Origin of the sequence: Clostridium gallinarum, assembly GCF_014836325.1 — a bacterium.
GTDB classification, from domain to species: Bacteria; Bacillota; Clostridia; order Clostridiales; family Clostridiaceae; genus Clostridium; species Clostridium gallinarum.
The window spans coordinates 37,684-59,232 of sequence record NZ_JACSQZ010000006.1 but is presented as its reverse complement, the minus strand read 5'-3'; the positions used below and the strand labels follow the sequence as shown (position 1 = coordinate 59,232).

The window sequence follows — 21,549 nt, the reverse complement described above, 5'->3', positions numbered from 1 at the left end:
ATTTTTTCAATTCTTCATTTTTTGAATTAATTATTTCATTAATTATATTTTTTGCAAGAAATCATTGATTTTTTTCTTTATAAATATATACTATTATATATAATTAAACATAAAAAGGAGAACCATAAATGGATACTATATTAAGTAAGGAGTCTTTAAGAAAACTTTATGGTAGAATAAGCCCCTTCGAATTTAAAGATAATCTAATAAAATTAGCTAACCTAAATAAAGAACAATTTAACGGTACTGTTTTAGATGCAGGTAGAGGAAATCCTAATTGGACATCCTCAAAGCCTAGACAAGCTTTTTTTACCTTAGGACAATTTGCAGTTTCAGAATGTCAAAGAACATTTAGCATAGATAGCTTAGCTGGAATGCCAAAACAAGATGGAATTTATAATAGATTTGTAAACTACTATAACGAAAATACAACTGAGCCAGGGATAGAACTATTAAAAGATATAGTAGATTTTTGTATTGACGAGTTTAAATTTAATAAAGATAAATTCTTATTTGAATTATGTGATGGAATTATAGGTGATAACTATCCTTTTCCAGATAGGATGCTTTTACATATAGAAAAAATAGTAAACAGATACTTAATTAAAGAATTATGTGCAAATAATACATACGATAGTAGTTTTGATGTTTTTGCTGTAGAAGGCGGAACTGCTGCAATGTGTTATATTTTTGAATCATTAGTTGCGAATAATCTTCTTCATAAAGGTGATACTATTGCCCTAATGACTCCAATATTTACTCCATATTTAGAAATACCTCACTTACCTAATTATAATTTTAACGTAATTAGGATACATGCAAATGAAATAGATAACGAAAATAATCCAACTTATCAATATCCTATGGAAGAACTTGAAAAACTTAAGGATAAAAATATAAAAGCTTTATTTATTGTTAATCCAAATAATCCAGCTTCCATTGCGCTTAATGATAAATGTATAAATAATTTAGTAAATGTAGTTAAAAATTATAATCCTAATTTAATGATTATAACAGATGATGTTTATTGTACATTCATTAATGATTTTAAATCAGTAATTTCATATTTACCTTATAACACTATAGGAGTTTACTCTTTATCTAAATACTTTGGTGTTACAGGTTGGAGACTAGGAACTATATTATTAAACAAAAACAATATATTTGATGATTTAATTAAAAATCTTTCTGAGGAAGAAAAAATTAATTTAAATAATAGATATAAGCATATGAACTTAAATCCTGAGAATGTACCTTTTATTGATAGATTAGTTGCAGATAGTAGACAAGTTGCTCTAAATCATACAGCAGGCCTTTCTACTCCACAGCAAGTTCAAATGGCCTTATTCTGTGCTTCTGCTCTTGTAGATATAAATAACAATTATAAAGATTTAACAATAGAAATATGTAGAAGACGTAAGTCTCTTTTATTCCAAGGCTTAGAAATAAAACTTAAAGAAAATCCTATGGATGCTTCCTACTATACTGAAATTAATATAATTGAATGGGCTAAAAATAAATATAATGAAGATTTAGCTAACTTTATTTCTGAAAAATATACTCCATTTGATATATTATATGATTTAGCTAAAAACTATTCTGTAGTTCTACTAAATGGAGATGGCTTTGCTTCATCAGAATGGTCCTTTAGGGTTTCATTAGCAAACTTAAATGACAATTGTTATTACATTATAGGAAAAGCCCTAAAAAAGATATTAACAGATTTAATTAAAGAATACGAAAAAAATAAATTAACTCAAATAAATACTTCAAGAAAAGCACAGTAAAAGAGCTGTCATAAGACAGCTCTTTAAATGTAAAATGTAGAATTAAGAATGTAAAATTAAGGTTGTATTTCCTTCAGAAATACTTATTTTTTTATTTTCCAAAACTCCTTAAGGAGTTTTTTCCTAAATTCTTCATTCTTAATTTTTCATTCTTAATTCCCATAAAGTCTGTTTATAGCACTAAAGACGGCTTTTATTGATGCTACTGTTATATTACTATCTACACCTACTCCAAAGGTAGTTTTTTGTGTATCTACTCTCTTCATTTCAACATAGGCTGCAGCTTTTGCTTCTGAACCTTCTCCAAGTGAGTGTTCTATATAATCCATAATACTTGTTTCTACTAATTTACTCTTTACTAAGGCCTTCTTTAATGAGTCTATTGGTCCATTTCCTTTAGCCTCAACTGTTTTTTCTTCTCCATTATAGGAAATAGCAATTTTAATTTTAGTATTTTCTCTATTATCTTCTATACCATCATTATCTTCCACTTTAAATTTAATTAATTTAAATGGTCCCTTTACTTCTAAATATTCTTCAGTAAACTTGTCCATAATTACCTTTGGTGCTATTTCACCAACTTTTTCAGTTATACCTTGAATAATTTCACCAAATTCTTTATGCATTCTCTTTGGCATCTTGTAACCATAATGACTTTCTAGTACAAAGGCTACTCCGCCTTTTCCAGACTGGCTATTTATTCTAACTAAAGCTTCATATTCTCTTCCTAAATCTCTAGGGTCTATAGGTAAATACGGTACTTCCCAATGTTCACTACCTCTTTCCATATATTTTTTCATTCCCTTATTAATTGCATCTTGATGAGATCCAGAGAAAGCTGTAAATACTAATTCTCCTGCATATGGATGTCTTATATGAACTGGTATCTTACAACACCTTTCATATATATCTATAACCTTATTTATATCATCTAATTTAAGATTTGGATCTATTCCATGAGAAAACATGTTATAAGCTAAATTAATAATATCTACATTACCAGTTCTCTCACCATTTCCAAATAAAGTTCCTTCAATTCTATCTGCTCCTGCTAAAATAGCAAGTTCAGCAGTTGCTACTCCAGTTCCCCTATCATTATGTGGATGAACACTTAAAATAACTCTATTTCTATTAGAAAAATTTCTACTCATCCATTCTATTTGATCTGCAAATACATTAGGAGTATCCATTTCCACTGTAGAAGGTAAATTAATAATTGCTTTTTTATCTTCAGTTGCACCCCATGTATCTAAAACTGCTTCACATATTTCTAAAGCATATTCAACTTCAGTTCCTGTAAAACTTTCTGGAGAATATTCTAAATATATTTTCCCATTAAATTCTTCAGTATATTCCTTAACTAATTTAGTTCCCTCTACTGCAATGGCTTTAATTTCTTCCTTGCTCATATTAAATACTACATCTCTTTGTAATATAGATGTTGAATTATAAATATGAAGAACAGCTTCCTTAACACCTTCTAAAGCCTCAAAAGTTCTTTTTATTAAATGTTGTCTTGCCTGAGTTAATACTTGTATTTTAACTCCATCTGGAATTAAATTTTCATCAACTAATCTTCTTAAAAAATCAAATTCTATTTGTGAAGCTGAAGGAAATCCTACTTCTATTTCCTTAAAGCCTAATTCAACTAAAAGATTAAACATTTTAATTTTTTCATCTACTGTCATTGGATTAATTAAAGCTTGATTTCCATCTCTTAAATCCACACTACACCATATAGGTGCTTTTGCTATTTCCTTATCTGGCCAAGTTCTATCCTTTAATTTTATAGTTTGAAATTTTTTATACTTTTTATAATTCATTGTAAATGCCCCCTTTTAATTTAATAAAAAACCGCATAAACCCTCCTATATTTGGAGCGATTTACGCGGTACCATCCAAGTTTTAAACTTAATTTATTTAACGGTATAAATATACCGACAAGACCTACTTCCCCATTCAGTCTTATAGCTCCTGAGCAAGTTCAAAAGGGATTATATGTGAGCTCTCACCAAACCTCTACTCGCTTTGATTAATCTTACTTTTTACTACTCTCATTCTACGCTTTTATTTATTGATTTAATTAGTAATATACTATATTATTTATAATTTGTCAAACATTTCTAGGAATTCTTTATTAATTTTATAATTCTACTCTTCCTCTTATTTCACCATTATAAAAGGCTTTTATATTATTTATGACTTCTTTAAACAATCTATTTCTTGCTTCTACACTAGCCCAAGCAATATGAGGAGTTAAAACCAATCTATCCTTATTCTTAACTGAAACTAAAGGATTATCTAAAGCTATAGGTTCTACTTCAAAAACATCTAAAGCAGCTCCAGCAATAAGTTCTTCATCTATTGCCTTTGCAAGGTCTTTCTCCACAACTATAGGTCCTCTTCCCATATTAACTAGTATAGAATTTTTCTTCATTTTCTTAAGAGCCTCATAATTAATTAATCCCTTAGTATCATCATTTAATGGTGCATGAATAGAAATTATATCTGAAGTTTCTAAAAGCTCATTAAATTCAACTCTTTTATAGTCGCTATTTGAATTTTTTCCTGATGTAGAATAATAAATTACATTTACACCAAAAGCTTCTGCTATCTTAGCAACTCTTCTTCCAATAGCTCCAAGTCCAATTATTCCCCAAGTCTTACCTTCAAGTTCATAAAATGGATTACTTACATTTGTAAATAAAGTACTTTGTGCATATTCTCCTGATTTTACAAAATTATCATAATACGCAAGCTTATCATATAAAGATAAAACTGTAGCAAAAGTATGTTGTGCCACTGTATTAGTAGAATATCCAGCTACATTTGTTACTGCAATATTATTATTCTTTGCATAAACTATATCTATATTATTAAAGCCTGTTGCAGTTTCACATATAAGTTCTAAACTTTTAGCTTCTTTTAAGTTATTTTCATTTAATACTACCTTATTAGTTAATACTATATGAGCATCCTTAATTCTTTCTATTACTTCTTCTGGTTTTGTAGTATCATAATTAACTACATTTCCAAATTCCTTTAATGCATCAAAATCTAAATTACCTAGAGTTTGTCCATCTAAAATAACTATGTTTTTCATCTATTACCCTCCAAAATTACTATATTAATTTTAATATATCTTCTGGTCTATCTATTAAATAATCTGGCTCTGAAGCTTTTAAAGTATCTAATCCAATAAAAGTATAATTTACTCCACAAGTTTTACATCCAGCTGATTTTCCAGAATATATATCATAAATACTATCTCCAACCATCATTGCTTCATTAGGTTCTATACCTAAATCACTACAAGCCTTTAAACATGGATCTGGATTAGGCTTATGTAATTCTGTAGATTCTGGAGTAATAATTACATCCATATAATCATATATTCCAGCTACCTTCATTCCTCTAATTGCAAGCTCTGCTCTTTTTGAAGTAACTATTCCGATTTTTATATTTCTTTCCTTTAATCCATCTAATAGTTCTTTAACACCATCAAAGGCAAAACACATTGTGTCATGTATAGCTTCATTATATTCTCTATAATAAGCAACTAAATCATCAACATTATCTCTTTTAGCATATTTTTTAAAAGGCTCTCCTAATGGTCTACCAAAAAAATCTACTATTTCTTCTCTTGATAATTCCATTTGTAATTTATCCTTAAAAGTCTTTACAAAAGAACTATATATTAATTCATTTGTATCTAATAATGTTCCATCTAAATCAAATAATACTGCTTTTATCATATTTCCTCCAATTTATCTTACGCTTAAATTTTATTACTTTATTTAATAATAACATATTAAAATATACTTAGGCAAAATTACACATTCCTTCTTACAGGATGTCTAATTACAGTTTTCATTTTTTCTACACTACATCTCCTTGGATCTGATAAATATATTTCATGATGTCTTTTTATTTTTCCATCTTCATAAACTCCGCATATATCATCAATTAAGTTATTTTCTTTAATATACTCATCCATTTTAGCAGTAGTTTTATATTCCTCATCAAAAGAACCAATATGCATACATTGGACACATAATCCTTCGTTAAAAACTTCAAATCTTGCTTTACTTACATCTAAATTAGGCTTTTTCTTTTTAACTTCATTACAAGCAAGTTCAAAAATTTCCTTAGTAACGAATTCAGGTTGTCTTATCATAGATGTCCAAATATATTTATGTTTTTTACTAAAATCCATGTCATCATCTTCTAACCACCATAACCCTTCTAGAGGTGGAACAACATAATCAAAATATCCTTCTATTTCTTTTCTAATTTCCTTATTCATCTTTATTGTATATGATATAGCATATAACAACTCAATTGCCTTTGGATACTCCCCTTCTTTATCATTAGGATCTCCTTTTCCATCAACCATTATAAAGTTCATTTTAGGCACTAATATTTCCATAGGACTTGTTTTAGGTAAATATAACTCCTTATATTTCTTTTTATAATCTATTTTTTCCATAATAATTCTCCTATAACTTATTATAAATAATAATAAAAGTGTTAAAGCATCATATCCAGGATCTGCCTTCCAGCTCCAATTCACCTTACTATGATATTTCAATATTTACAACTAAATGTTGAAAATTATAAAAGTCAGAATAAAATATACTCTGACCTTTCTTTTTACTATCTATTAATTTATATTCTTAATCTAAAATCTATAAATTGGTGCAGATGGCGGGACTTGAACCCGCACGAGGATACCCCCGTCACCCCCTCAAGATGATGCGTCTGCCATTCCGCCACATCCGCATAATATAATTTTAATTTATTATAATATATTTTTCAATAATTATAAATATGTTATGATATAATCTTTAAGAAACTTATTAATATATATAAGTATTTTTATAATTTTAATATAAAAAAAGTGTTAAAGTATCATATCAGGTTCCGCCTTACAGCTCCAAGTCACCTTGCTATGATATTTTAACACTTCCAAACTGAAGGAAGGAAATTATAAGAACTCTAATTCTTACACTACGAATTTTACTATTCTGATAAAATTATCTACAATTTGTACATAGATATAATTTCCTAAGTAATAAAATAAGAGATAAACATTATATTCCTTGCTCCGTCGCATACGCTCCAAGTCAACCTCATACAATGTTTATCTCTTTGCTAACTGAAGGAATGAAATTAAAAATGTTATTCACTAGATAACATTTTTATAACTTTCTAAAAGTTATCTCATATATTATATGATGCCAAGGAGGACATATTAATGAAATGTATATCAATTTCTGGTGGTGCAGGACATGGTAAAGACACTCTTGCAAAAAAGCTTAAATTTATACTAGAAAGCAAAGGAAAAAAAGTTTTTATAATTCATTATGCTGATTACTTAAAAATGGTTGCAACTCAAGTCTATAATTGGAATGGAGTTAAAGATGATATTGGTAGAGATATTCTTCAAAAATTAGGAGATAAAATGAGAGAACAAGACGAGATGTTCTTGATTAATGAACTACTTCAAATACTGAACTTATCTAAAGATGATTTTGATATAGCTATAATACCAGATGCAAGATTTCCTAAGGAAATAGAATGTTTAAGAGCCATAGGGGAAACTATTTCTATACATATAACTAGATTAGATTATAAAAGTAATTTAACAACAGAACAAAATAACCATAAAACAGAAAGAGCATTAGACGATTACTCATATGACTATAAAATAGAAACTTACACAGACAAGGAAATAAAAGAAATAAACTCTATTATCGAACACATAATTTAAATGAAAAATTTAAAATTAAGAATGAAAAATTAAAGAAAAAAATCCTTCAGATTTTTGAAAAGAATGTGCTATGCACAATTGAAATTAAGTTTTGCTGTAGCAAAACCTCCTAAATTCTTCATTTTTCATTCTTAATTCTTAATTTATAAGATTGCTATGCAATCTTATATTAGTGTCCTATCAGTCCACTTTCATTTAATTTTTCTATAAATTTCTTACTTGCCTTATTAATAGGCCCTTTTAAGAATAATCCTATTATTATAAATATTACTCCATAGCTTAAAAGCATAAGTATATCTCTAGTTAGGTTTTCTTTAACTATACCTGCTACTGCTTCTCTCATTGCTGAAATTGCATAGGTAAAAGGTAGTAATGGATTTACTTTTTTAAAGAAACTTGGCATTACTTCTACTGGGAAGGTTCCTCCTGCTCCAGCTACTTGTATAACTAATAATATTACTGCTAGTGCCTTTCCTACATTTCCAAATATAGATACTAATGTATAGACTATAATAATAAATATTATACTACTTAATATACTGACGCCTATAAATAGCCATTTATTTAATACATAGCATTTTAATAAATACAAATCTCCTAAGGTAAGAATTATTGTTTGACACATTCCTATAACTCCAAAGGTTAATAACTTTCCAAAGTATTTTTCATAAGGTTTAAATTTAATTTTTTCTTTAAATCCATGGGGTTCAGTAGTTAAAAGTGAAACTAATATTAGGGATCCTACCCATAAAGCTAAAGTTGAATAAAATGGTGACATAGCTGATCCATAGTTAGGAATAGAAAATAATATTTCTTCTTCAATTTCTACAGGACTTGCTAAAAACTCACTTACAGCTTCCCAATCATTTTTTAAAAGAGATAATAATTTATCTATTTCACCTTCGTTATTTATTGTTGATAATTTCCTTGATATTTCTCCTAAGCTACTCTTTATAGTTGGCATTTCATTTCTTAGTTTTTCTATATCTTCCATTCCTAAATTTAATGCTTTATCTAAAGTATCAAGCAAACTATTTATATCTGGAATAGCTTCTCTTGCTTCTCCTATAAGCTTAATACTATTATCACTAATATTAGTTAGTTCATCTATTGCGTTATTTATAGCTGGAATATATGTAGAATCATAATTATTTAAAATATTGTTTATTATACTTTTATTACTTTCTATTAAAGTTTTAATTTCTTGAAGTTTAGTTTTATCTATAGGTTTTGCATTATTAATTTCACTTTGTATGTTTCCAATAATGTCTATTGCTGAATTTATTTTAGAACTTGCTAAATTTAAATCATTAACTATTTCTTTTATATTTTCATTAAACTTAGATAATGGCTCTAATGCTTTTAAAACACTATTAATCTTACTATTTATTTCTCCAAATTTAATACTAATATTATCAAGTCCATTTATAATAGCATTTTTATCTATAGTAGTATTTATAAGTGAGTTAATAATACCTTCTAAATTATTAAGTTCTCTATTTACTAATTCTAAATCAGATTTTACTACTGGTGCTACTTCTTTTAATGCTCCTTTTGACTTTTCTAAAGCATTTTTAGTATCAACTAATAAACTATCACTTGAAGACAAAGTCTCATCTAATAATGGAAGATTTTCTTTTGCTTTTTCTACTAAACCTTCTGCTTTTAAGCTTCCATCTGCTGCCTCATTTATTATATTTTCAATTTCAGGTATTCTTTCATTTAAGCTAATAATTCCATTCATAAGCTTTAATATTTTATCCTTAGACCCTTCTAAACTAACTCCTGCTTCATTTAGTATCTTAAATATTACCCCATCTACAGTTTCAATTATATTACTATCAACCTGCGACTTTATTGTAGTAACTCCCTTATCAGTTATTTTTGGTGCAATAGCATTGCTCTTTTCATTAACCTTATATATTAATATTGGCCTTTTAATTGGCCTATTAACTATTGATAAGGTTTCTTCTGTAAACTCTTCAGGAATTATTATAGTTGCATAATATTTTCCTCTTTCAACTCCAATATTCCCTTCTTCTTCAGAAACAAACTGCCATCCTAAACTCGTATTTTCTCTAAGTTTTTCTACAAGCTCATCTCCAATACTTATAAACTTATCTTGAAGATTTCCCCCCTTATCATTATTAACAATAGCAACCTTTATACCACCAGTATTCCCATAAGGGTCCCAACTTGCTCTTATATTAAACCAAGCATATAAAGACGGTAGTACAATAAGTCCTAATATAATTATTAATGCAACCCAATTTTTTAAAACACTTTTTAAATCTCTAATAAATATTTTAAATATATTTTTCATTTTTCCCTCCATATAAGGCTTATCTTTAGTAATAACTTTATTTTTCACCTAAATCAATAAAATTATTAAAACTTTTTAAATATACCTTACATAAAAAAGATAAACATTATATTCCTCGTTCCCTCCCATGCGCTCCAAGTCAACCTCACACAATGTTTATCCCTTTGCAAACTGAAGGATTTAAGTTATTTATTAAAATCTCTTCTAAAAGCTAATAATGCATTTAAATTATCATAAGAATACACTTCATTAGAAGTTTCATAGCCAAAAGCTCCATAAATATCACTTTCTATATTTAGAACTTGAAAGTTTTTCATTTTCTTTATTGATAAATCATACAGCTCTTTATCATTTATAACTTTTCCTATTAAAGCTAGGTTTGCATAAATAGATGTTGATTCTACTCTACTTTCTTCCATTGTATTAATATCATAAGTTGTTGAAATATAACCATACCATTTTAATCTACTTTTTAGCCAATTCACACTTTCACTTACATCTTCATGTACTTCTGCCTTATTTAAAATAACTAATATAGATAATAATGTATCTGCTTTTTCTTCATTATCATAAGCTTCCTTATCTCCATCATAGAACTTTCTATATAAAGGTAGCTCATTACTTATAAAACCATTATTAATAATTTCAAAAGATTTATTATATATATTCTTCCAATCTTCATCAAATAAAGATAGTATATCCATTGCATATAAATCTAAATAACATAAAGTAGTTACATTACTTTTGCCATATCCATCTTCAAAATCTATTAACCTATTATCTATAACTAAATTTTCCTTAATTCCATTTGCAATTTTAAGACCATAATATCTATATTTTAAACTATTAAATTCATTACTTGCTAAAATTAAAGATCTTGCTATTCTTAAATCATCTATAGTTGCTGAAACATTAGAAGGCTGATTTTCTTCAATCCTCCAACTTATTAGTCCATTTTTTAATATCATATTTTCTTTAATATATTTAAAAATATTTTCATATTCTATTTCATCATTATTATATAAATAGTAATTTAAGATAATACCTTGTGATTCAGATAGTATATCATGTCCCTTAGTTAAATCACCCTCTGTTTTTTTATTGCTATAGTTAGTATATATTCCCCCCTTATCATTCATTAATTTATTATTAATAAAATTTAATAATAAGCCCTCTTCTCTTGAAATTTCCTCAGTAGATATAACTGAAGGTAAATCCACCTTTTTTATATACTTATATAAATTTACATAACCTATGTATGATGCACTTAATATTATAATTAAGCCAATAACTATAATTTTAATTCTATTTTTCATAATATTTTATATTCTATCCTTTCTTATTTTCTCTTAAAACCCTTAAGGTTTTGTATATATTATCTAACTCTTCGTCTGAAATATTATCTAAATTATCTATTCTGTATTTAATAAATTCTATGGTTTCATCTCTAAAATTTCTTTTTTTATCCCTTCTTATATCTTTATTCACAATATAAGCAGCTATAGTGCTTGTTGTTATTCCTATAAAACCTATTCCAAAAATCATAAGAATTATAGCAACTAATCTTCCTAAACTAGTTGTCAATAATACATCCCCATATCCAACAGTAGTAAAAGTAACAAAGCTCCACCAAATTGCATCCCCAAAGGTCATATCCTCAAGTAATGAAATTATAACTGCTCCTAACACTATTATAATTGTCGTTACAATTAATAAGTAGTTAAATTTATTAACTTTGACTGTTTCTTTAATTTTATTCTTAAACTTAATAATTAAAATAATTAACAATATTACTTTTACTATTTCTATCCTTACTTTTAAATTTATAAAGTTTAATATATCTAATCTCAAAATTGCAATTCCAATAACTATAAAAGGAATTGTAGAAAGAAAATCTACAATGTTATTAATGATAAAATTTATCTTTTTCTTAGAAATAATTATTCTTATTATATAATCACATAAGAATAAGATACTTACAATAAAATTAATATAATAAAAGCTTTTTACAACCATTAAGGGAAGCTTATACATTAAATCTAAAATAAGCATAACAGAAAGCATTAATGCTAATAACCCTATAAACAATTCATATAAAGTTTTTCCTTTCATATAAGCACCTCTCAATTTATTATCTACTTATATTTTATATAGTAAATTCAATAAAAATGATAAAACCCTACGTTCTATATAAATATTTTATATTTTAGGTTGCAATATACAGTATAACTATATATAATAAAACTATACAGTTTAACTGTATAAAGTTTAACTATATAGAGGTGTATATGAAAAGAAATAAGAATTTACCACTTACTGAAACTACTTTCTATATTCTTCTTGCTTTACTAGAACCTGCTCACGGATACCTTATAATGCAAAAAGTCGAAGACTTAAGTAATGGTGAAGTAAGGCTAGCTGCTGGTACATTATATGGTGCTATAGAAAATTTAATTAAACTTAGTTTCATAAAGCCAGTTCCTAGTGATGATAAAAGAAGAAAAGTATATCAAATTACTGAAAAAGGTCGCGAAATATTAATACTTGACTTAGAAAGAATCAAGCATATGACAAGAATTACTGAAAAATCTTTAAATAATTAGGGGGATACATCTATGAAGGTTTTCAAATGCTTTATTGATTTTACTAAAGAAGAAAAATGGCTTAATGAAATGTCTCATAAAGGATATAAATTTACTAATAAATCTTTGGGATATAAGTTCAAAAGAATAACTCCTAAAGATGTTATTTATAAAATTGATTATAGAAACTTTAAATCTAATAAGGATTTTATTGATTATTGTACTTTATTTGAAGACTCTGGCTGGAAACATATTTATGGTTCCAAATCTAGCGGAAAGCAATATTTTGAAAAAACATCTCCTAATAGCCAAGAAGATATTTTTTCTGATAACTTATCAAAGGCTTCTAGATATAAAAGAGCCTCTAATATATGGCTTTCTTCTTCTATGAGCTATTTAGCACTATTATTTATATTTATTAATACGGGTGCTATAAATTTTGAAGCTTTTATAAACCCAAAATCTCTATACTATACTCCAGGATTATGGAATAAAACCGGAATAAATTTTTGGAAAAGCTTTTTGTTTGAAACTCCTTTTGCCTTATCAAGAGGTTTTATATGGCTTATTTTCCCTATATTTATATCATTTTATTTTTATTTTATATATAAATCAAATAAATTATATAAAAAAACTATAAATCAAAACTAAATTTTAAAAATAAAAGCCTCAGGAACTTCCTGAGGCTTTTTTCTTCTACTTTATTGTTGAAAATTTATATATGGTTTCCTTACTATATTCTTCTCCCTTTTTAAGAAGTGAATATTTTGCAAATACATTATCTCTACCAATTGGCGGACTTTGAGTTTCTATTGCTATAGCATCTCTTCTATTCGGCTTTTTATTACAATCTAAAAGTTCTTCATCTGGAAAGTTTTGAGTGTATAGTACAACACCATTTTGATTAGTATATACATCCATTTGTCTACCAGAATCTTTATGATAAAGTCTCATTTTAACATCATTTCCACTATTTAAAATCCAACAATGATCGTAGCCTTGTCCAATTTCCAATTGATAATCTTCTTCATTAATATCTCTACCAATAGTTTTAGGATTTGTAAAATCAAAAGGAGTTCCTCCAATTTCTATAATATTCCCAGTAGGCACTGAGTTTTCATTAAGCTCTACTAGAAAATCACTATCTATATATAAATGATGATTTAATATATTATCTTTACAATTACCACTTAAATTAAAGTAACTATGATTTGTTAAATTTACTAATGTATCTTCATCACTAATAGCTCTATAGGATATCTTTAATTCATTTTCTTCTGTTATTGTATATCTAACTTTAAGTTCTAAATTTCCTGGATAACCTTCTTCTCCTGATGGGCTTAAATAATCAAACTCAACATATGCTTCACTTTCATTTGCACTAGTTTTAGCATTTAAAAACTTTTTACTAAACCCTATATCTCCACCATGTCCTTGATTAACTCCATAATTTTTATTTAGCTTTAAAGTAGTATTGTTAACAGTCACTTCTCCATCAGCTATTCTTCCTGAAGTTCTACCAATTAAAGCTCCATAGTAAGAAGGATTTTCCTTATAAACATTAATATCCTTATACTTCATAACAACATTTTCTATTATTCCATTTTTATCTGGTACTAATACATCTGTTATTATTCCACCATAATTTAATACATTTATTCCAAAACCTTTTGAATTTCTTAAGCTATAACTTTCAACTTCTTTATTATTAAATTCTCCAATTAAAATTTTCAATATCTCCATAGTTTCACTCCTAAAATCTAATGTATGATAGTATATAAAACGTTACCATTATATTCATAATATATACTTTAAAAGTTAAAGAGTCAATTATTTTACTATAATTTTTAAAGGTTTTACTAAAATTTTATCAACGTATAAAAAAGATATGGAATTTATTGGTTGTTTGCACCAATAAACTTCATATCTTCTATAGCTAATAAAAATTTATATTACTAATTCAAATCTATATTTTTGTTCTATATCTGGATATTTTTCCTTATCTACTTCGCTTAGAAACATATCTATAGGTCTAGCATAGATTCCCTTGTCATCATATAAAGCTTTATATAAAACTAAAGTATCCTCTAAATTTTCATCATGATAATACAAATCACCTAATTTATAAATATCTATATTTCTATTTAGCTCTGTATGATATCCTTGCAATATTTTTGCTTCTTTATCAATATTTTCATCTCCATTAGCTTTACTTATAGACATTACAGCATAATACTTATCTTTAAAATGTTTATAAATAGCAGGATATTTTATATCTCTCATTTTTATAACTTACTCCTCCTGTATGCTTCTAGTAAATCCTCTTCCATATTGTTTTGGTACATGAGTTTTTTTATTTAATTTAGTTGCTGCTTCAAATGGCCAGTATGGATTTCTAAACATAGCTCTTCCTATAGCTACTAAATCAACCTCTTCATTTCCTATAATAGCATTTGCTAATTCTGGTTCATCTAGCTTACCTACAGCTATTACATCTACATCTAACTGTTCCTTTATTGCTCTTGCAAATGGAACTTGATATCCTGCATGAGATCCAATATTTCCACCTCCGGCAATTGGGCCTTCTCCTCCTGAACTAATATGGAATATATCTACTCCAGCTTCTTTATAAGCTCTTGCAAGTTCTATTCCTCTTTCTATTCCATATCCACCATCTACATATTCAGAAGCAGAAATTCTCATAATTAATGGCATATCTTCAGGCATTTCGCTTTTTGCAGCCCTTAAAACCTCTACTCCAAACTTAGTTAAATCTTTTCCATATTCATCATTTCTCTTATTCGTTAATGGTGAATGGAATTGATGAATTAAGTATCCATGAGCTCCATGTATTTCGATGGCATCAAATCCAGCCTTTACAGCACGTTTAACAGCTATTTTAAACTTATCAACCATTTCTTTAACTTCAGCTGTAGTTAATTCTCTTGGAGTCTTGCTATTTTTATCAAAGGCTATTGGTGAAGGTGCAACTGGCACTTCTGCATCTTCTGCCTTTCTTCCAGCATGGGCAATTTGTATTGCTACCTTTGCACCATATTTATGACATTCATCTACTATTCTTTTTAATGGTTCTATCTGCGCATCACACCATAGCCCCAAATCATAATCACTTATCCTACCATCTGGTTCAACATCTGTCATTTCAATAATAATTAAACCAGTTCCACCAACTGCTCTACTTACATAATGAACAAAATGCCAATCTGTAGCAATTCCATCCTTTTTCTCAACTGAGTATTGACACATTGGTGGTAAAACTATTCTATTCTTTAACTTAAGACCTTTTATCTCATATGTAGTAAATAAATCCTTCTTCATTATAAACCACCTTCCTTATATTGCTATTTATATTTAAGTATAAGTATTGTGATTTTATAAATCAAGTGCTATTGATTCTTAATTATAAAAATAAATTATATCAAAATTACCAAAATATTTATTTGACATAAAACTTGTCTTTACTTTATCATATATTTCAGTAGTTAATTATTTTGCTAGGTAGATATTATACATACTGCTTTTCTACCTAGCATTACTTTTTAAATAATATATTAAATTAATTATTTTTTAATATTAGTTGCTTTTAGGTTGTCCTAATTTCACTATTAAGTCATGTATAAAATTAGATCCTCTAGATATTAGTATGGCAGTTAACATTATTCCTACAAAAGGCCAGCTTGTATTAATTCCTAACAAGTTTAAAATATCCATTTCAACATCTATACAAATAACTAAAGATACAACCATTGCCCCTATCCTATCTATGGATATTCTTCCCTGTTGCCATACCATCTTTAATGTTTCCCAAACACTTTCAGATATTAAAGCTAAAACAAATATGCTAAATATTTTTTCCACAATCTCATCCTCCGTTTTATAAAATAACCTTATTACATCATATTTATCTTAGCTTTTAGTTGTACATTATTATTTTTATTATTTATCTTCTTCTCCTAAAAATTCTACTCCAATTTCCATATTATTTCCTTTTTCAGTTGCGCCTTTGAAAAATATTAATATTAAAACAATACTTATTAACCATATTGTTGCAATAAAAAATAGCATTTATATCACCTCTTCTATAAATGCTATTATCCCTAATTTTTTCAAATATATTTATGTTTTATTTAATAATTAATTTAGCTCCACCAAACATACCCGCTTCATTTCCTAGCTCCGCTAAAGCAAATTTAGTGTTTCTTGCTGCATGGAATGCATATTGTTTATAATATTTTGAAACTGTATTAATTATAATCTCTCCTGCTTTAGATACTCCACCACCTATTACTATTACTTCTGGATCACATACACAAGTAATGTAAGATAATGCTTTTCCTAATTTCTTTCCAAAGAATTCAATTATTTCTAAAGATAATAAATCTCCTTCTTTTGCTCCTTCAAAAATTGCTTTTGCTGATATATATTCAATTTTTCTAAGTACTGAAGGTGTATCTACTTCATCCATTAATTTATTAGCATACTTTACAATTCCTGTAGCTGATGCATATTGTTCAAGACATCCTCTTTTTCCACATCCACAAGTTTCTGATTCATCATCATTCATATGGATATGTCCAATTTCTCCTCCTGCACCATTTGCACCTGAAACTATTTTTTCATCAATAATAATTCCTCCGCCTACGCCAGTTCCTAAAGTAACCATTACAACATTTTTGTAACCTTTACCTCCACCTTTCCACATTTCACCTAATGCAGCAACATTAGCATCGTTTCCAGCCTTAACTTTTAATCCAGTAAGTTCTTCTAATTTTTTCTCTACATTTATAACTCCCCATCCTAGATTAACACATTTAAATACTGTTCCATCTTCACTAACAGGCCCTGGAACTCCAAGTCCAATTCCTTCTATTTCATCCTTTGATATTCCTTTTTCATTTAATTTATTAGATATCCCATTTGCAATATCAGTTAAAATTAAGCTTCCTCCATCTTGTGTTCTAGTTGGAATTTCCCATGTTTCTTCTAATATTCCCTCTGATTTAAATAACCCCATTTTAATAGTTGTCCCACCTATATCAATTCCAAATACATACTTCTTCATAACTTACTCTTCAACCTCTTTCTTTAAAAACTTTTTAAGTTTATAGTCTCTTAATATAAAATTTATTCTCTTTATAAATTTTATATTATTTTTTAATTGTGTTTTTTTTATTTGCTACAAATACTATTATATTTTATCATTTAATAAATTAAAATATAATACATAAAAAATAGTTAAAATTTATATATATAAGTTTTAACTATTTTTTCCCTTCTATTTTTACTATTTAATATAAATTTGTATTTTATCACATTAATCCATCTACTACATTATTAAGAATTAAAGAATACTTTTCATTTTTCACTCTAAAAACATGTAATAGTTTTTATTTTAATAAAATAAAAACACTAGACGTTAGCCTAGTGTTTTTCATGTACGAGATAAGCCGTAAGCGGAGTTCTGTATTAAGCAATCATCTATCTAGGCTTACTGTTACCAATAAGCTCAAGCGGTACACCCGGAAACGGAGCGGGCAACTCCAATATGTTTCCCTATTCGACCTTGCTCCAGGTGGGGTTTACATAGCCATCATGTCACCATGATGCTGGTGAGCTCTTACCTCGCCTTTCCACCCTTACCTAAGCAATATATCTTAATAAATTAAAATATATAATTACACATCTAAATCATACCTTTAGAGTGTCTTTTAACTTAGGCGGTATCTCTCTGTTGCACTTTCCTTCAAGTCGCCTTGACTGGACGTTATCCAGCACCCTGCCCTATGGAGCTCCGACTTTCCTCTCCTAGATCTAAGTCTAGCAGCGATTGCATGTCTTACTCGCAAAACTTATATTATCATAACTTCATAAATAATACAAATGAAAAATTTTACATTTTAAACAAATTGCAGTATTAAAATTAACATACACAATATTACCCAAGAGTAAAATCCTATACCAGAAAGTAATAAAGTAAGTATTATAAGAATAAAAATTACTAACCTAGCTGCAGGGTTAAGACATTTTCTGAAAAATATAGGACCTCCAGAACTAATATTTTTTCCTATTCCATCGAATATATCTTTAATACCATCTTGAAATACCTTTGACCATGAGTTTTTCTTTTTTTTATAATAAGACTTTCCCATACAATCTCTCCTAAATTGTTATCTTATTACTATACTATGCACAAAGATATAAAAATGCTTACATTTTCATAATGAAAAATTAAAAATTAAGAATGTAGAATTAAGGAAAAAAATCCTCCGGATTTTAAACAAATAGTACTTAGCACCAATATATTTCAAGTTTTGCTGTGCAAAACCTCCTTAATTTTACATTCTTCATTCTACATTATACATTCAAAGATTGCTTTGCAATCTTAAGCAAAAGTGTATGGGTCTTTACTGTGTTCTGAAATAATTACTTCCACATCTTCAAATTGATTTTTTATCTTATTTATAACTTGTAAAAATACTAACCATTCTGATAAGAAATGTCCTGTATCTATTATAGATACTCCCATTTCTTTATAATCGCTTGCAAAGTGATATGTTGTATCTCCTGTTATTATACAGTCAGCCCCTTTTCTATGTGCTATATCAAAGAAGCTACTTCCACTTCCGTTAATTACAGCTATATTTTGAACTTCTTCTGATGCTTTTACTACTTTTAAATTATCTATATTTAATTTTTCTTTAACTTCATTTATTAAAGTTTCTAATTTAATCTTCTTATCTAATCTAATAATTCTACCTAAACCTTCATTAGAATTTCTTGCATTTTTGTTTACTTCTATTAATTCCTTTGAATCATATCCTAGAATATTTACTATTGTTTCATTTAATCCGCCGCTAGCTGAATCTAAATTTGTATGACTAGAATAAAGGCTTATATCATTTTTTATAAGTTCTATTATCTTTTTACCAACTAATGTATCTGTTGTTATACTTTTGGGTTTTATAAAAAGTAATGGATGATGGGTAATTATTAGATTAGCACCTTTTTCTTTTGCTTCTTCAATTACTTCTAAAGTACAATCTAATGATAATAATATTTTTTTAACTTCATTATCTTTATTTCCAACCATTAATCCAACATTATCAAAATCTTCTTTTAATCTTATTGGAGCAAAGTCTTCCATTGCCTTAATTATATCTTTAATTTTTTTCATAACTATTCTTCCTTATAAAAAATTAATCATATTTGTTATTATATTTATTTTATCTTCAATTGCTGTTTTTCTTTCTTTAGCATTTATTGTACTATCTGTTATAAAACTAAGTATTTTTTTATAATTTTCTACTTTTGAATTTAAGAATTCCTTCATTAAAGGATGTCTTTGCATTAATAACTTAGGACTTACTTCATAATAAATAGAATCTAATTTAACTGACTCTCCAGACTTTTTTCTTACTTTAAATAATTCATAGTATATTCCATCTTCTTCACAAAGATCTTCACATATTATTTCATAATCATTATTATAAAGATACTCTCTTAAAACCTCTGGGTTTTGTGCAGGTACAAGTATTAAATATCCTATTGAACTTACTTTTTCTATATCATCCTCTAAGATATCTCTTATTAAATTTCCTCCCATTCCTGCAATAACTGCTACTTCAACTTCTCCATTTTCTAGAGGTTTAAGACCACTTCCTAATCTAAATTCTAATTCATCTCCAGCCCCTTCTAAAATAGCATTAAGCTTAGCCTTATCTAAAGGATCCTTATTTATATCAATTGCTATAGCCTTGCTACATAATCCGTTTTGAACAGCATATAAAGGAATGTAACCATGATCTGTTCCTATATCTGCTAAAACAGATGTATTATCAATATTTTCAATTATAAAATTTAATCTTTTGCTTAGTTCCATAAATTTCTTCTCCTTGCTAAATTAAAATTAGCACCAGTAGGTGCTAATCTAAATAATCTTTTAATTTTTTACTTCTTGAAGGGTGTCTTAGTTTTCTAAGGGCCTTTGCTTCAATTTGTCTTATTCTTTCTCTTGTTACATTAAACTCTTTTCCTACTTCTTCAAGAGTTCTTGCTCTACCATCATCTAATCCAAATCTTAGTCTTAATACTTTTTCTTCTCTTGGAGTTAAAGTATCTAAAACATTTATTAATTGCTCTTTAAGCATTGTAAATGCAGCTGCTTCTGCTGGAGCTAATGCATCATCATCTGGTATGAAATCACCTAAATGAGAATCTTCTTCTTCACCTATTGGAGTTTCTAATGACACTGGCTCTTGAGCAATTTTTTGAATTTCTCTAACTTTATCTACTGGTAAATCCATAACTTTTGAAATTTCTTCTGGGAAAGGATCTCTACCAAGTTCTTGTAATAATTGTCTTTGAACTCTTATTAACTTATTTATAGTTTCAACCATATGAACAGGTATTCTTATAGTTCTTGCTTGGTCAGCAATTGCTCTTGTAATCGCCTGTCTTATCCACCATGTAGCATAAGTTGAGAATTTAAAGCCTTTTCTATAATCAAATTTTTCAACTGCTTTAATAAGTCCTAAATTTCCTTCTTGTATAAGATCTAGAAATAACATTCCTCTACCAACATATCTTTTTGCAATACTTACAACAAGTCTTAGGTTAGCTTCTGCTAACTTCTTCTTAGCTCTTTGATCACCTTGTTCTATTCTATTTGCTAATTCTATTTCTTCTTCTGAAGATAATAGAGGAACTTTTCCTATTTCTTTTAAGTACATTCTAACTGGGTCATCAATAGCAATACCTTCTGGAATAGTTAAATCTAAGTCTAATTCTTCTTCTACTTCTTCTTCACCACTTGGTTCACCTATAACTTCTATTCCCATGGATTCTAATACTTCGTAAATTTTCTCTATTTGTTCAGGACTTAAGTCGATGTGCTCCACTTCATCCATTATATCTTTATATGTTAACGTACCATTTTTCTTTCCTTTATCAAGCAAGTTCTTAACGATAGCCATTTTATTAGATCTATCATCATTTTCCTTTTTACCTTGCTTAGCTTTTGTTTTTTCATCTAACATATTTTTACCTCCTTCCGTTATTGCCAAC

Annotated in this window: 21 protein-coding genes, 1 tRNA gene, 1 other RNA gene and 1 other annotated feature; of the genes, 4 read left to right on the top strand and 19 right to left on the bottom strand. The window is 27.6% G+C overall.

What is annotated here, in order from left to right; genetic code table 11:
* The first annotated feature begins 128 nt into the window (after window positions 1–128).
* Window positions 129–1,787: an aspartate 4-decarboxylase gene (aspD, locus tag H9660_RS02665; RefSeq protein ID WP_191748283.1), complete on the top strand. Its 1,659-nt coding sequence runs from the start codon at window positions 129–131 to the stop codon at window positions 1,785–1,787.
* 152 nt (window positions 1,788–1,939) lie between these two features.
* Here the strand turns inward: aspD and leuA are convergent, their stop codons facing one another.
* From leuA to H9660_RS02640, 5 genes are all read right to left on the bottom strand, one after another.
* The gene (gene leuA, locus H9660_RS02660; RefSeq protein WP_191748281.1) at window positions 1,940–3,610 is read right to left on the bottom strand and encodes a 2-isopropylmalate synthase; all 1,671 of its coding nucleotides are present in this window, start codon (window positions 3,608–3,610) and stop codon (window positions 1,940–1,942) included.
* A gap of 49 nt (window positions 3,611–3,659) precedes the next feature.
* Window positions 3,660–3,858: a binding site (T-box leader), on the bottom strand.
* 72 nt (window positions 3,859–3,930) lie between these two features.
* The gene (locus H9660_RS02655; RefSeq protein ID WP_191748279.1) at window positions 3,931–4,890 is read right to left on the bottom strand and encodes a D-2-hydroxyacid dehydrogenase; all 960 of its coding nucleotides are present in this window, start codon (window positions 4,888–4,890) and stop codon (window positions 3,931–3,933) included.
* 19 nt (window positions 4,891–4,909) lie between these two features.
* Window positions 4,910–5,542, bottom strand: a complete 633-nt coding sequence (gene ppaX / locus H9660_RS02650; protein WP_191748277.1) for a pyrophosphatase PpaX — start codon at window positions 5,540–5,542, stop codon at window positions 4,910–4,912.
* Window positions 5,543–5,619: 77 nt separating this feature from the next.
* Window positions 5,620–6,276 carry a GyrI-like domain-containing protein gene (locus tag H9660_RS02645; protein WP_191748275.1) on the bottom strand — a complete coding sequence of 219 codons (657 nt, stop codon included), beginning with the start codon at window positions 6,274–6,276 and terminating at the stop codon, window positions 5,620–5,622.
* Window positions 6,277–6,483: 207 nt separating this feature from the next.
* A tRNA-Leu gene (locus H9660_RS02640) sits at window positions 6,484–6,569 on the bottom strand.
* 475 nt (window positions 6,570–7,044) lie between these two features.
* Here H9660_RS02640 and H9660_RS02635 point away from each other — a divergent pair.
* Window positions 7,045–7,560: a deoxynucleotide monophosphate kinase family protein gene (locus H9660_RS02635; protein WP_191748273.1), complete on the top strand. Its 516-nt coding sequence runs from the start codon at window positions 7,045–7,047 to the stop codon at window positions 7,558–7,560.
* A gap of 169 nt (window positions 7,561–7,729) precedes the next feature.
* On the opposite strand, the gene H9660_RS02630 is transcribed toward H9660_RS02635, so the two are convergent.
* From H9660_RS02630 to H9660_RS02620, 3 genes are all read right to left on the bottom strand, one after another.
* A complete protein-coding gene (locus H9660_RS02630) occupies window positions 7,730–9,883 on the bottom strand; it encodes a YhgE/Pip domain-containing protein (RefSeq protein ID WP_191748271.1) in 2,154 nt (717 codons plus the stop codon).
* Between the two features lie 185 nt (window positions 9,884–10,068).
* On the bottom strand, window positions 10,069–11,199 hold the full coding sequence (locus H9660_RS02625; RefSeq protein ID WP_191748270.1) for a glycosyl hydrolase family 8: 1,131 nt from the start codon (window positions 11,197–11,199) through the stop codon (window positions 10,069–10,071).
* A 13-nt stretch (window positions 11,200–11,212) separates the two neighbouring features.
* The gene (locus H9660_RS02620; protein WP_191748268.1) at window positions 11,213–11,995 is read right to left on the bottom strand and encodes a potassium channel family protein; all 783 of its coding nucleotides are present in this window, start codon (window positions 11,993–11,995) and stop codon (window positions 11,213–11,215) included.
* A gap of 176 nt (window positions 11,996–12,171) precedes the next feature.
* On the opposite strand from H9660_RS02620, the gene H9660_RS02615 reads away from it, so the two are divergent.
* Both H9660_RS02615 and H9660_RS02610 read left to right on the top strand, forming a co-directional pair.
* Window positions 12,172–12,486: a PadR family transcriptional regulator gene (locus H9660_RS02615; protein ID WP_191748266.1), complete on the top strand. Its 315-nt coding sequence runs from the start codon at window positions 12,172–12,174 to the stop codon at window positions 12,484–12,486.
* Window positions 12,487–12,498: 12 nt separating this feature from the next.
* Window positions 12,499–13,116, top strand: a complete 618-nt coding sequence (locus tag H9660_RS02610; RefSeq protein ID WP_191748264.1) for a DUF2812 domain-containing protein — start codon at window positions 12,499–12,501, stop codon at window positions 13,114–13,116.
* Between the two features lie 45 nt (window positions 13,117–13,161).
* Here the strand turns inward: H9660_RS02610 and H9660_RS02605 are convergent, their stop codons facing one another.
* The 11 genes from H9660_RS02605 to rpoD all read right to left on the bottom strand — a co-directional run bounded on the left by H9660_RS02605 (window position 13,162) and on the right by rpoD (window position 21,521).
* Window positions 13,162–14,208, bottom strand: a complete 1,047-nt coding sequence (locus H9660_RS02605) for an aldose epimerase family protein (RefSeq protein ID WP_191748262.1) — start codon at window positions 14,206–14,208, stop codon at window positions 13,162–13,164.
* Window positions 14,209–14,412: 204 nt separating this feature from the next.
* Window positions 14,413–14,748 carry a DUF1653 domain-containing protein gene (locus tag H9660_RS02600; protein WP_191748260.1) on the bottom strand — a complete coding sequence of 112 codons (336 nt, stop codon included), beginning with the start codon at window positions 14,746–14,748 and terminating at the stop codon, window positions 14,413–14,415.
* Between the two features lie 9 nt (window positions 14,749–14,757).
* A complete protein-coding gene (locus tag H9660_RS02595; RefSeq protein ID WP_191748258.1) occupies window positions 14,758–15,804 on the bottom strand; it encodes an NADH:flavin oxidoreductase/NADH oxidase in 1,047 nt (348 codons plus the stop codon).
* A 255-nt stretch (window positions 15,805–16,059) separates the two neighbouring features.
* The gene (locus H9660_RS02590) at window positions 16,060–16,344 is read right to left on the bottom strand and encodes a hypothetical protein (RefSeq protein WP_341479562.1); all 285 of its coding nucleotides are present in this window, start codon (window positions 16,342–16,344) and stop codon (window positions 16,060–16,062) included.
* A gap of 78 nt (window positions 16,345–16,422) precedes the next feature.
* Window positions 16,423–16,551 (bottom strand): hypothetical protein, encoded by a 129-nt coding sequence (locus tag H9660_RS16445; protein WP_279289566.1) that lies wholly within the window; start codon window positions 16,549–16,551, stop codon window positions 16,423–16,425.
* A 58-nt stretch (window positions 16,552–16,609) separates the two neighbouring features.
* Window positions 16,610–17,548 (bottom strand): ROK family glucokinase, encoded by a 939-nt coding sequence (locus H9660_RS02585; RefSeq protein ID WP_191748256.1) that lies wholly within the window; start codon window positions 17,546–17,548, stop codon window positions 16,610–16,612.
* 372 nt (window positions 17,549–17,920) lie between these two features.
* Window positions 17,921–18,329, bottom strand: an RNA gene (rnpB, locus tag H9660_RS02580) — RNase P RNA component class A.
* A 54-nt stretch (window positions 18,330–18,383) separates the two neighbouring features.
* Window positions 18,384–18,635 carry a hypothetical protein gene (locus tag H9660_RS02575; protein WP_191748254.1) on the bottom strand — a complete coding sequence of 84 codons (252 nt, stop codon included), beginning with the start codon at window positions 18,633–18,635 and terminating at the stop codon, window positions 18,384–18,386.
* A gap of 233 nt (window positions 18,636–18,868) precedes the next feature.
* Entirely contained in the window at window positions 18,869–19,660 is a 792-nt protein-coding gene (locus tag H9660_RS02570) for a Nif3-like dinuclear metal center hexameric protein (RefSeq protein ID WP_191748252.1), read from the bottom strand.
* A gap of 12 nt (window positions 19,661–19,672) precedes the next feature.
* Window positions 19,673–20,365 (bottom strand): tRNA (adenine(22)-N(1))-methyltransferase, encoded by a 693-nt coding sequence (locus H9660_RS02565; RefSeq protein WP_191748250.1) that lies wholly within the window; start codon window positions 20,363–20,365, stop codon window positions 19,673–19,675.
* Window positions 20,366–20,408: 43 nt separating this feature from the next.
* A complete protein-coding gene (gene rpoD, locus H9660_RS02560) occupies window positions 20,409–21,521 on the bottom strand; it encodes an RNA polymerase sigma factor RpoD (RefSeq protein ID WP_191748248.1) in 1,113 nt (370 codons plus the stop codon).
* Between the last annotated feature and the right edge of the window lie 28 nt (window positions 21,522–21,549).

Excerpts from the sequence above, each read along its gene's own strand:
- aspD (WP_191748283.1), top strand. The coding sequence starts at position 129 with ATGGATACTATATTAAGTAAGGAGTCTTTAAGAAAACTTTATGGTAGA.
- leuA (WP_191748281.1), bottom strand. The coding sequence starts at position 3,610 with ATGAATTATAAAAAGTATAAAAAATTTCAAACTATAAAATTAAAGGAT.
- H9660_RS02655 (WP_191748279.1), bottom strand. The coding sequence starts at position 4,890 with ATGAAAAACATAGTTATTTTAGATGGACAAACTCTAGGTAATTTAGAT.
- ppaX (WP_191748277.1), bottom strand. The coding sequence starts at position 5,542 with ATGATAAAAGCAGTATTATTTGATTTAGATGGAACATTATTAGATACA.
- H9660_RS02645 (WP_191748275.1), bottom strand. The coding sequence starts at position 6,276 with ATGGAAAAAATAGATTATAAAAAGAAATATAAGGAGTTATATTTACCT.
- H9660_RS02635 (WP_191748273.1), top strand. The coding sequence starts at position 7,045 with ATGAAATGTATATCAATTTCTGGTGGTGCAGGACATGGTAAAGACACT.
- H9660_RS02630 (WP_191748271.1), bottom strand. The coding sequence starts at position 9,883 with ATGAAAAATATATTTAAAATATTTATTAGAGATTTAAAAAGTGTTTTA.
- H9660_RS02625 (WP_191748270.1), bottom strand. The coding sequence starts at position 11,199 with ATGAAAAATAGAATTAAAATTATAGTTATTGGCTTAATTATAATATTA.
- H9660_RS02620 (WP_191748268.1), bottom strand. The coding sequence starts at position 11,995 with ATGAAAGGAAAAACTTTATATGAATTGTTTATAGGGTTATTAGCATTA.
- H9660_RS02615 (WP_191748266.1), top strand. The coding sequence starts at position 12,172 with ATGAAAAGAAATAAGAATTTACCACTTACTGAAACTACTTTCTATATT.
- H9660_RS02610 (WP_191748264.1), top strand. The coding sequence starts at position 12,499 with ATGAAGGTTTTCAAATGCTTTATTGATTTTACTAAAGAAGAAAAATGG.
- H9660_RS02605 (WP_191748262.1), bottom strand. The coding sequence starts at position 14,208 with ATGGAGATATTGAAAATTTTAATTGGAGAATTTAATAATAAAGAAGTT.
- H9660_RS02600 (WP_191748260.1), bottom strand. The coding sequence starts at position 14,748 with ATGAGAGATATAAAATATCCTGCTATTTATAAACATTTTAAAGATAAG.
- H9660_RS02595 (WP_191748258.1), bottom strand. The coding sequence starts at position 15,804 with ATGAAGAAGGATTTATTTACTACATATGAGATAAAAGGTCTTAAGTTA.
- H9660_RS16445 (WP_279289566.1), bottom strand. The coding sequence starts at position 16,551 with ATGCTATTTTTTATTGCAACAATATGGTTAATAAGTATTGTTTTAATA.
- H9660_RS02585 (WP_191748256.1), bottom strand. The coding sequence starts at position 17,548 with ATGAAGAAGTATGTATTTGGAATTGATATAGGTGGGACAACTATTAAA.
- H9660_RS02575 (WP_191748254.1), bottom strand. The coding sequence starts at position 18,635 with ATGGGAAAGTCTTATTATAAAAAAAAGAAAAACTCATGGTCAAAGGTA.
- H9660_RS02570 (WP_191748252.1), bottom strand. The coding sequence starts at position 19,660 with ATGAAAAAAATTAAAGATATAATTAAGGCAATGGAAGACTTTGCTCCA.
- H9660_RS02565 (WP_191748250.1), bottom strand. The coding sequence starts at position 20,365 with ATGGAACTAAGCAAAAGATTAAATTTTATAATTGAAAATATTGATAAT.
- rpoD (WP_191748248.1), bottom strand. The coding sequence starts at position 21,521 with ATGTTAGATGAAAAAACAAAAGCTAAGCAAGGTAAAAAGGAAAATGAT.